Raw genomic sequence first — 10,725 nt, 5'->3', positions numbered from 1 at the left:
CATATGGGTTTTTGATAAATTGAGACATCAAACCACCATCATATGAAAAAACTGTTTTTACTAGAATTATTTTGTTTGATCCTCCTTTCTGCACCTATTTTTGGTCAGATAGTAGATAAAAGCAAATTCAGCAAAAATGAAGGTTTCTTTACATTCTACACCGATGAGGACAAAGGAAAAATCTATCTTGAAGTAGACAAACTTGATTTTGAATTCCTCTATGTGAATTCAATGCCAGCAGGTATAGGTTCTAATGACATAGGTTTGGACAGAGGACAATTAGGAAGGACTCGCATCGTAGAATTCAGAAAAGCCGGCAACAAACTTTTATTGGTTCACAAAAATTACGAGTTCAGGGCTTACAGCGACAATCCTGCTGAAGTCAAATCAGTAAGAGACGCTTTCGCAGAGTCTGTCCTTTGGGGCTTTGAAATCGCAAACAGTGAAAATGGCAAATACCTTGTCGACGCAACCTCCTTCTACATGCAGGACGCCCATATGGTTGGAGAGAAGTTGGGTTCTGCCAGACAAGGGTCATATAAACCAGATCCTTCACGCAGTGCACTTCATTTTCCAATGACCAAGAACTTCCCAAAAAACACAGAAGTGGAAGCCATCGTGACTTTGACAGGAACTCCTACCGGAGCCTATATCAGGTCTGTAACTCCTTCTCCGGAATCTGTAACTGTAAGGCAACGCCATTCTTTCATCGAACTGCCTGACAATAAATATACCCCAAGGGAATTCGATACAAGGGCAGGATATTTCCATATTGATTACATGGATTTCACCAGTCCAATTGGTGAACCAATGGTCAAAAAGTATATCTCAAGACATAGGTTAGAAAAAAAGGATCCAACAGCCGCAGTTTCAGAGGTAGTTGAACCGATCGTCTATTACCTGGATAGAGGTACGCCTGAACCAGTCAGGTCGGCTTTGTTGGAAGGAGGAAACTGGTGGGCTCAGGCTTTTGAAGCCGCAGGCTTTAAAAATGCATACCGAGTTGAATTGATGCCTGAAGGTGCAGACCTGATGGACGTTAGGTACAATGTCATCCAATGGGTACACCGCTCCACTAGAGGTTGGTCTTATGGCTCCTCGGTCACAGATCCTAGGACAGGCGAAATCATCAAAGGCCATGTGACTTTGGGAAGTCTCAGGGTAAGGCAGGATTTTTTGATAGCACAGGGCCTGATACAGCCATTTGAGGACGGAAAGCCAAAAAACCCCAAAATGCTTGAATTGGCATTGGCTAGGTTGAGACAACTTTCTGCACATGAGATCGGACATACTTTGGGTTTGGCGCATGCTTATGCTTCCTCCCCCACCAACCGTGCCTCTGTCATGGATTATCCTTATCCTATGATCAAGATGGATGACAATGGAAACATTGATATCTCTGATGCCTATGATGACAAAATCGGAGAATGGGACAAATGGGCAATCCGCTATGGTTATGAAACCATTCCAGCCGGACAATCAGAAAAAGCCCACCTGAACAAGCTCCTAGAAGATACCTATGCGGCAGGACATACTTTTATTTCAGACATGGATTCCAGGCATCCGAGCGGAAGTCACCCTACTTCCCATCTTTGGGATAATGGCGCTTCAGCCCCTGATGAATTGATGAGGATGATGGCCATGCGTTCCAAAAAGCTGAATTCATTTGGGTTAAATTCAATTGATGAAAACCAACCTGAAGCATTGATGGAGGAAGTTTTGGCTCCCCTTTTCTTGATGCACAGGTATCAATTGGAAGCTACGACCAAGCTTGTCGGAGGATTGGATTACACCTATAAAGTCAAAGGAGATAACCAAAGAGTACAATCCAGGCTGGAAGCTACCAAGCAAAACGGAGCATTGGAGGCCTTGCTTTATGCTGTTCAGCCGGAAAAGCTTGCCATTCCTACCCAGATTCTGGACCGGATGCCTCCACGTCCTATGGGATATTCAAGAAACCGTGAAACTTTCCCTTCCAGAAACGGACTGAACTTTGATCCTTTGGCTCCGGGAGAAAATGTGGTCGACCTGACTTTTGGACTACTTTTTGAAGCAGGCAGAGCAAACCGATTACATCAGCAGCAATTGTTTGATGCAAGTTTACCTTCTTTTTCAGATGTTTTGGAAAAAGTTACCGCACAGGTTTTTGGGAGTGGCTATGATGGGACTTATCAGGGGGAAATCCGCTTGATGGTTCAAAACAAGCTGACAGAACACCTGATCAATCTTGCCAAAGACCCAAAAGCTACGGCAACAGTGAAAGGAATCACAAGAAACCAATTGAGGGAGATTGCTTACTGGAATTGGAATAAAGGTCAAAACAAAACAGGACCATCCAAATCCACTGCGGCCAAAAGTACTTCTGACGACTTCCACCGATACTTGGCTGACAAAATCAACCATTTCTTCAACGAAAAAGAAGAATTCAGTATCCCGGCGGAACTTGCTATACCTGATGGAGCTCCTATCGGAACTACCGATCTGAGATGTGACTTTGAATATTAAAAAAAAATACAAAACCCGGCTGAACTCAATTTCAGCCGGGTTTTTAATTCTCTTACTTTTTTGTCCCCGCACATTTTTTGGAGCAGTATTTCACATTCACCCAATTCTTCTCCCATTTTTTTCTCCATGTAAATGGACGATTGCAGACAGGGCAAGTCTTGGTTGGCAATTCCGATTTCTTCATTTAATAGGAATCATTGTTTTATCAAAAAGTTTAAACATTTCTCATGTCTTGCATCTTGCTTCTCGCTTCCCGGTTCTACTAATGTTCTCCAAATGTCTTTTCCCCAGCTGTAATTGCCAGATCAAGCATATTCTGTCGTGGTGGCAGTGGGCAAGTGGCATGTGGCGTAAATACACAGGGAGGATTATAGGCTTTGTTAAAATCCAATATCACAATATCTCCTGAAACAGGCTTTTTGACATACATATACCTTCCTCCACCGTAGGTCTCTCCCCCACTCGTGTTGTCAGCTATGATCAGATATAATTCATCCTCAGCATCCAAAGCATCGATTTTGTAGGTTATGCCATCTTTTTGAAATTCAAGGTAGCCTGGTGATGGATTTGGTGTTGTCTGTCCCAAAACGTTCGTAATCGGGATTTCCCTAATCGGGGAATAGGGAATGAATTTAGCTTCAAGCCTCCATTCCAAGTCTATCGGATACCTTTTAATGCCCTCAAATTGGGTGACAGCAGCCGTCTCTAAATCCCTCAACCTGACTCCATAGGCATCAGCCCTTTTAATAATATTCCATCTAAGGCTCTTAAATGATAGCTTTTCAAACTCCTGAGTTTCCACATCAAAAATCTTTACTTTCTCTTTTAACTCATTTTCTCCCAAGAATATACTGTCTGTTTGGGGCGTGAAGTAAACTTTTCCTTCTTCTAAGAAAAATACACCGATCGAATCAGGAAAACCTTGAGATTCCAACCGGAACCTGGATCCTGCACCGGTTCCAAAAGTAGTTTCGCCTGCATCAAGCCAATGTAATCCTATGAGGTTTAGCCAACCTTCTTCTGACTTTACAGAATTAACCCGATCCTGGTACCAAGCTTCCACCTCTGCGGCATGCTCTTCGGGATTGATTTGGGATTCTTTTTTTCCACAAGATAAAACAAAAGTGAAATAGGCTAAAATCAATAAGAATCGGGATAGTTTCATAGGTTGTATGCTAGGTTTTCAAGGCAATTTAAAAATCTTATCGTCCAAAAACATCTAGCCAAAAAAATTAACCTGATTGAAACTGTGATAACAGCAAATAATTTCCAGCTGAATAAAAATTTTTCGATTTGAACTGAATGGTAAGTATCTTGATCTATTATTCAAACCAAAATAACCATGAACGTATTTCAAAGAATTACAATTATTGCAATGTGCCTTATGACCCCGATGTTGGCTTTCTCCCAAACAGGCGTGGGAACCAAAAAACCCAAAGGTGCAAAGCAACTTTTTGATGGAAGCAGGAAAATGCTGGATCAAAAATGGACTTATTGGGAAGGCCCAAGATTCAAAGCAGCGCTACCCATCAAATGGGAAATCGTGAAAGATCCGGTAGACAAAGGCACAGCGATGAACAGTAATGACCCGGCAGCCGCAGGAGGATTGTATGGTGCTGCCGATATCGTCACCAAAGAGGAATTCAGGGATTTCAGGTTACATGTCGAATTTTTAATCCAAGAAGCAGGAGGCAACTCGGGAGTTTACTTACAAAACAGATATGAAATCCAGATTCTCGATGGAGACTATGGCGACCATGGATTGGCGGCAATTATCAACGAGCACATACCTACCGTACAGGCTTACAATGGATTGGGGAAATGGAATGCCTATGACATCAACTTCAAGGCTGCAAGGTTCAAAGAAGGGAAGTTGGTAGAAAAGGCAAGGGTGACCATCTACTTCAATGGCAAAAAAATCCATGAAGACAAATCAATTAGCCAGGTATGGGGAGGTCCAAATTCAGGTCAGGATGGAGGAAATGACGGAGGAAAAGGAATTACAGACCGTCCGGGAGGTATCAAATTACAAGCTGAAGGACATAATGTGCTATATAGGAATATCTGGATCAAAGCCACTGATCTTGGTGAAATGGGAACAGATTTCTAATTCTTCAATTAATGGATTTTATATAGCCTGGCAAACTCCAATACATTAGGATACATCCATTCTTTGATTTCAAATACTTCCGAAGGACTAAAGAATCTGATTTCCTGGCATTCAGGTGAAGGTTTGAATTCAAGGTGAAAAAGCGATGTTGGATAAACGGCATTCACAATATATTGACCTTTAGGATTGATTACAGAAAAAAAATAATGGGGATGGTCTGAAATGAATTTTGCTTCCAAAGCCATTTCCTCTTTCAATTCTCTTCGTAACCCTTCCTGTGGGCTTTCTCCGAAATCCAATCCACCTCCGGGAAGTTCCCAAAGACCATTTTCTTCCCTGACAAGAAGAAACCTTTGTGTAGAATCCACCACAAGGGCTTTTACAGACACCCTGTAAAAGCAATCGGGAATTTGAAATGACATAAGCTTATACTTTATGAATTTTAACCCATTTTTTGACAAAAAAAAAACCTGTGAGATTTACCCACAGGTTTTTCTTATTTTTTTCAAATCAAAAGAATCGGATTACCCTGACATTCAAAACCTCACTCTTAGGTTTTGACAACAATTCTCCAGTTACAAAAGACATCACACAGGCGTTGGAAGCATTACTTTCACATGAACTCCAATATTCAACTGATGAAAAACCGCCAATCAAATCTCTGTTTTTATATAAGTAATTCATTTCTTCCTGACTTGGCATAAACCAGTCATCGTATCCTCCCACATTAAAATCCAAAGTGACCCGTGCCGCTACAGACCCATCATTTTCGGGATGGCATTGGGTGGGATTGTTGTAGTAGTCCGGTAAAGCATCATGAAACGCCAATACTAATTCAGTGTTGGATCTACCAAATCCAACTTCCGGGGAAGTTCCGCCTACGGCTGTTCCTTGACAACCCCATTGCGATTGAAATACTTCCTCTACAGGGGCAATGATTATTCCTGTTTTCTTACCTTCTACAAATCCCTCTTCTCCTGGCTCGAAAATATGTGCCACAACTCCACCTTGATAAGGTTCACCTACAATAACGTTTTCAGGACTCTCTTCTTTCACACATGAAGAGAAAATAATAAATAAAGATACCAAAAAAGGCAGTACCGATTTTGACGATAATATCACGGACTTTAACATACTAATTTTAATTTAGGTGGGTATTAAGCTAATCAACAAGACATTGCTGAATAACCACAAAGTTAATATAAAAGAACTTAAAATCAACAATTTCAAGATATTGAAAAACCCTTAAAGTATTTCATCCTCTAAATTTCCCAATCAAAATACCTTAAACGATAACATTGGATGGCATTTTGTCCAAGTTTATTTGCCAATTGATAGTTGGCTACTGCTCCAACACCTGCACCTATGATGGGGATTAGTTGGGCAAGTTTTACGAGATCCAGGTAATCTCTGTACTGTAGCTGAAAATCCCTCCAATCAAAATCGGAGACATCAGCAGGGAGTTTGGCGATATAATCATTCCAGTTTTCAAGTAGGGACAAAGTCTGATTTCGGGTTTCCTGACTTGAAAATGTCAATTTGAAGATATACAAGAGGTAAAGCCGCTCCTCAAATTTTTTTACATCATAACCATATGCTGCAGCAATCTCAAAAAGCATCTTCATTTTGATGGTGAGAAATGCAGGGAAATCAGCCAAACCCAATAAAATTCCTCCGGCACCGGTAATCGCCCCCTCTGCAGAGGCAGTGTTTTGGTATATTTTAATGATTTTTTTTACTTTAATTTCCCTTTGTTCCAATGATGAACCAATCAAAGGTGAAGGGGTAATATATTTGGTTCCAAATAATACACCTTTTACCATTTTTTCAATCGCATAGGTGATAACCTGATGGACTTTTTCAGGGATCATGCTATTGATGCCTTCCTGAGTGCTTTTTGTCAGCTTATTGATAAATCCAGGTTTCTTTCTGGTTTTTACAAGCCATGCATTAAGTTCGGCTGTGGCAATGTCATCATACATTGATTTTGACAAAGATTGAGACATAGTATTGTTTATTTTCCCTTATGTATACATAATCAGATGCCTTAGGGTTCTATTTATGAAATTTGTTTTTAAAAACCTGAAAGTTTCAATCATTCAATATTTTTCTCCTTTCGCGAAAGGTTATCTCCCAAATCCCTTACCACTAAAATCCAGCCTCCTTCCATTTCCACAAATCCGTATTCAAAACTATAGGTATAAACATTTCCTTTCCAATTGATATACGTGTGGGTATGGTATTTGAAATGGTAGCCTAATTGTTGGAGTCTTTCTTTTGGAATCTTTACTTTTTCAATTCCATCTACAAGAATCCTTTCAAGAATATTCCTGTTTATTTTCAGGTATCCCATGATGTTTCTGACTTCAGTACTGTCACCTATCCTTCTTTGGTTGTTGTGGCTGTTGCGGCAGTAGTCATCACAGAATTTCTTATCTATTCTTCCTAAAATTGATTTACCACAATAGTAGCATTGCTTTTTTTCCAGATCCATAAAAGTCAATTTTAAACAATAACTTAATAACTAATTATGGTAAATTTAATTTACCCTTTAGTTCAAAACAATACCCAGAACTGGGTATTTATTTCATAAAAAGTAAAAAGAGATATAAAAAAAGATGGTAAAAGTCAAAGTTTGATTTTAAAAAATTCAATATATGGAGGGTTAAACAAATATTCTTCTTTCAATATTTTTCATGGATTTCTGTCATCAACCTTACCATTTCGGCTCTTATTTCAGAAGTTGGTCTGATAAAATTATTGTTCATAAAGACATATCGGTAGACTTTCCCCTTCTTGGTTTCTATCCAGCCACTCTGAAGGTGCATGTACCTGAGCGAACCTGTTTTGGCCCAAACAAAAGGTTTTCCATTGTCAGTTTTATAGGCATTCTTAATCGTTCCCGACACCCCTCCTGCAGGCAAGAAAGTCTTTAACCTTTCGGTATCTCCTATTTTTTGTTCGAGTTTATGCAATACCTCCAATACCGTATTGGGAGTAAAAAGATTAAATCTTGACAAACCTGACCCATCTTCCCAAATCGGTTTGTTTTTAAGATCAACCAAATAGTTTTTAAGGCTATACTCAATTGTTTTATTCACATCCAGAGTATCTCCCAATTGACCTGAACAAAGAAGTAAAATCTGCTCAGCAAGAAAATTATCGCTCGGCAGCATCATATGCCTGTACAAGCTATCTGAAGGAATACTCAGAAGGGTCTTGATACCTGCAGGCCTATGCCTTCTGATCAGCGTGACATCGCGTTTTAAAGTATCCTGCAACAATATTCTGGTTACCTCCAAATCCATAGGAAATGGTATTTGGCTTTCAAAACCAACAGGAACCGGAAGACTTGGCATCAGTAATTCCTTTCCGGATTTGGACCTGCGAAGTGTAAATCTGTTGGTTATAAGCGTAGAATCGATTTTAATATAGTTTGATATGCCTATTGGACTTACTATCAATTTATGGCTAGAATCTGATTTAATTATTGTTTCATTACCATACATTGGGAAATGGCTCAAATCCGCACGCCAGGGACTTGGTTCAAATTCAACATCAGGATCTTTTGCCAAGTATATCGAATAGGGACTGTCTGCCAAAAAATCAAATACCTTGCGGTTATCAAGTTTTGGATGTAAAAAAGAAGGGTCTCCTGTACCCCAAATTACCAATGAATCTCCGTTGACATGGTATTTCAATCCGGGAATTGAATCCCCAAGGATATTTAATGCTGCATACAATGTCAGAAGTTTGGTATTGGAAGCCGGAACAAAATACCTGTCAGGATTCTGTTCATAAATGATTTTGCCTCCCTGTTCTTCAAGGATAAATCCCACGAAATGCTCCTGCATAATGTCGGATTGCTCAAACATCTTTCGGACTTTTCTTGTGTTTAGTTTCTGTGCTTCTGTTGTCTGTATTGAAAACAAAGCAGACAGAAAGACAAGTAAAAATGCTTTTTTCATCAGGGATTAAGGTGTTTTTTGAGAAAATCAGCTGTGGCACTGTTGACTTTGACCATATTGGAAAATACCATCCAATGATGGCTATCCCCCGGGATAATCAGGTATTCATAAGGCTTCTTCCGCTCCTCAAATCTCCTGACCAAATCAGTGGTCTGACTGACCTGTACATTTCTGTCATCGTCGCCATGGATAAAAAGAACTGGGGAGGTCCAGGTTTCTATGTAGGCTATAGGAGAAGAAAACCAAGCTGTCTTTACCGCTTCATCATAATCAGGAGCCTTTTCATATCCCTCGGGCATTTCCAACCTGCCAGACAGGTTATGGACACCATGGATATCCACACCGACTTTGAAAAGTCCTGAATCTTTACCCAAAGCCAAGGCTGTCAGATATCCTCCATAGGAACCCCCATAAATCCCAACCCTGTTTTTATCCACCTGAGGTAAATCAGCCAAATATTCCCCTGCCGCCTTTACATCAAGATATTCTTCGGCTCCTTGCCAATAGGTACGCGGCGCCTTATGAAATTCATACCCATAGCCGATTCCCAATCTGAAATTGACTGACAATACCACAAACCCAAGTTCGGCCAGATATTGGTTTACTGCATAGGTATTGGAATAATAGTCCATGTAACTCCAGCCTAAAAGCATCTGCCGCTGTGGCCCTCCATGGACAAAAAGTACTGCGGCTTTTTTGGTGGGTCCTCCCTCTTTTTCAAAAAGCTGTCCATGGACAGTTAAGCCATCCAGGGACTTAAAAGTTACCTGTTTTGGCACAACAAGACTCTTTGCAGGAAAATCATTAGGTATAAGATTTTCAGCCAGCAATCTTGATTTTTTACTTTTAATCTCCACCACCGAAGGTAGAAGTGATCTTTTTGCAGTGGCTGAAAAATAGGCAACTGCTTTGTTGTCAGCAAAAACAGTTGGGATGGCTTCAATGCCTTCCCCTTGGGTTAAGAGTGTCATTTCCCCTCCATTTACAGCAACCATTCCTATATGCCTTCTGTCGATGTCTGCTTTATCCGGTCCTGTATTCGCAGAAAAAACCAGAAATTTCTTATCTTGGCTTAAGCTGATATGCTCTACCATAAAGTTGCCCTTTGTCAATTGCATGGATGGTCCTGAGTCAGCGTTCATTGCATAGAGATGTGGCCATCCATCCTCATAAGATAGGTAAACTATTTTGTCATCAGCTGCCCAATTAAGGTTAAAACCGCCGTTGGTTGTCGGGACAGAACCTCTGAGGGTTTCCGGAGCTTTCCATCGCTTGAAGGCAATCCCAGTAACGACATCTGCCACCCAGATTTCCCAAGGACTGTGTCTTGGTTCCAATAAAGGCAAAGCCTCACCCTTTCCACCGGGTAATCTCACAAAAGCAATTTTTCTACCGTCCGGAGACCATCTCGGACTGACGTCCCGGCTGAAAGAAGGGGCAATCCATTGGATCGGATTAGCTTTTCCACTGAAGATTCCGATTAATGAATGGGTACCCCTGTTGGCAGCAAACAATAGTTTTTTTCCATCGGGAGACCAGGCAATGGCGTTCATATTTCCTTTGGCTTCAAACAATTGTGAAGCTTTTCCCTCTTGGTAATCGACAGTCCAAACTTGTCCACCTTTGAGGAAAGTAATGGTTTTGTTATCAGGTGAAATCGTGGGATAGTCTCCTTCAGTCAGTGCCTTGGCATTGCCTCCTTCAAGGGAAACAGTCCAAATCTCTACTTTAGGAATATTTGAATTGTTTGCCGGATTGAAACCAGCATTCGGATCCCAATTGCTGCCATGCTCCCCTCCCCTTACAAAGAGCAGCCAATTACCTTCCGGAGAAAACTGTAAACTGCTGATTTCCTGACCATCGTCCTTGTCAAAAGTGGTGACTTTTTTGGGATTGAAATCGGGGGCCTCAGCAACATATACATTCCTCAGACCTTTCTCATTCATGGCCCAAGCCATTTTGTTTCCCTGCTTTGAAGTCACCAATTCGGAAGGAAAAGAAAAGGAAGACACCTGTTCCATGGTGAAAGATTGGGCATAAATTCTGAAAATCAGTCCCAAAAACAAGAAGGGCAAGCATATCAAAATCTTTTTCATTACATCGCAGTTAGATTTATTTAAGGTAATCAAATTCATCTATATC

At 40.7% G+C, this 10,725-nt stretch carries 10 protein-coding genes; 2 read left to right on the top strand and 8 right to left on the bottom strand.

Annotated elements, in window-relative coordinates:
• The first annotated feature begins 42 nt into the window (after positions 1-42).
• Positions 43-2,505, top strand: coding sequence for a zinc-dependent metalloprotease (locus NU887_RS01235; RefSeq protein WP_258421530.1), 2,463 nt, complete (start codon positions 43-45; stop codon positions 2,503-2,505).
• A 52-nt stretch (positions 2,506-2,557) separates the two neighbouring features.
• Here the strand turns inward: NU887_RS01235 and NU887_RS01230 are convergent, their stop codons facing one another.
• The gene (locus tag NU887_RS01230; protein WP_258421529.1) at positions 2,558-2,689 is read right to left on the bottom strand and encodes a DUF2256 domain-containing protein; all 132 of its coding nucleotides are present in this window, start codon (positions 2,687-2,689) and stop codon (positions 2,558-2,560) included.
• Between the two features lie 78 nt (positions 2,690-2,767).
• Positions 2,768-3,670, bottom strand: a complete 903-nt coding sequence (locus NU887_RS01225) for a DUF1684 domain-containing protein (RefSeq protein WP_258421528.1) — start codon at positions 3,668-3,670, stop codon at positions 2,768-2,770.
• A 177-nt stretch (positions 3,671-3,847) separates the two neighbouring features.
• On the opposite strand from NU887_RS01225, the gene NU887_RS01220 reads away from it, so the two are divergent.
• On the top strand, positions 3,848-4,615 hold the full coding sequence (locus tag NU887_RS01220) for a 3-keto-disaccharide hydrolase (protein ID WP_420839698.1): 768 nt from the start codon (positions 3,848-3,850) through the stop codon (positions 4,613-4,615).
• 8 nt (positions 4,616-4,623) lie between these two features.
• On the opposite strand, the gene NU887_RS01215 is transcribed toward NU887_RS01220, so the two are convergent.
• The 6 genes from NU887_RS01215 to NU887_RS01190 all read right to left on the bottom strand — a co-directional run bounded on the left by NU887_RS01215 (position 4,624) and on the right by NU887_RS01190 (position 10,679).
• Positions 4,624-5,037 carry an NUDIX hydrolase gene (locus NU887_RS01215; protein ID WP_258421527.1) on the bottom strand — a complete coding sequence of 138 codons (414 nt, stop codon included), beginning with the start codon at positions 5,035-5,037 and terminating at the stop codon, positions 4,624-4,626.
• Between the two features lie 88 nt (positions 5,038-5,125).
• A complete protein-coding gene (locus NU887_RS01210) occupies positions 5,126-5,749 on the bottom strand; it encodes an Lcl C-terminal domain-containing protein (RefSeq protein WP_258421526.1) in 624 nt (207 codons plus the stop codon).
• Positions 5,750-5,877: 128 nt separating this feature from the next.
• Positions 5,878-6,621, bottom strand: a complete 744-nt coding sequence (locus tag NU887_RS01205) for an EcsC family protein (RefSeq protein ID WP_258421525.1) — start codon at positions 6,619-6,621, stop codon at positions 5,878-5,880.
• An 89-nt stretch (positions 6,622-6,710) separates the two neighbouring features.
• Positions 6,711-7,109, bottom strand: a complete 399-nt coding sequence (locus tag NU887_RS01200; RefSeq protein WP_258421524.1) for a DUF2116 family Zn-ribbon domain-containing protein — start codon at positions 7,107-7,109, stop codon at positions 6,711-6,713.
• A gap of 190 nt (positions 7,110-7,299) precedes the next feature.
• Positions 7,300-8,583 carry a D-alanyl-D-alanine carboxypeptidase gene (locus NU887_RS01195; protein ID WP_258421523.1) on the bottom strand — a complete coding sequence of 428 codons (1,284 nt, stop codon included), beginning with the start codon at positions 8,581-8,583 and terminating at the stop codon, positions 7,300-7,302.
• The gene (locus NU887_RS01190; RefSeq protein WP_258421522.1) at positions 8,583-10,679 is read right to left on the bottom strand and encodes a S9 family peptidase; all 2,097 of its coding nucleotides are present in this window, start codon (positions 10,677-10,679) and stop codon (positions 8,583-8,585) included. The genes NU887_RS01195 and NU887_RS01190 overlap by 1 nt, the downstream gene beginning before the upstream one ends.
• Positions 10,680-10,725: the final 46 nt, after the last annotated feature.

Source organism: Aquiflexum gelatinilyticum (genome assembly GCF_024741135.1).
Lineage (GTDB): Bacteria > Bacteroidota > Bacteroidia > Cytophagales > Cyclobacteriaceae > Cognataquiflexum > Cognataquiflexum gelatinilyticum.
Note: the sequence above shows the minus strand (reverse complement) of the source record. Positions and strands in the feature narration are given on the sequence as shown.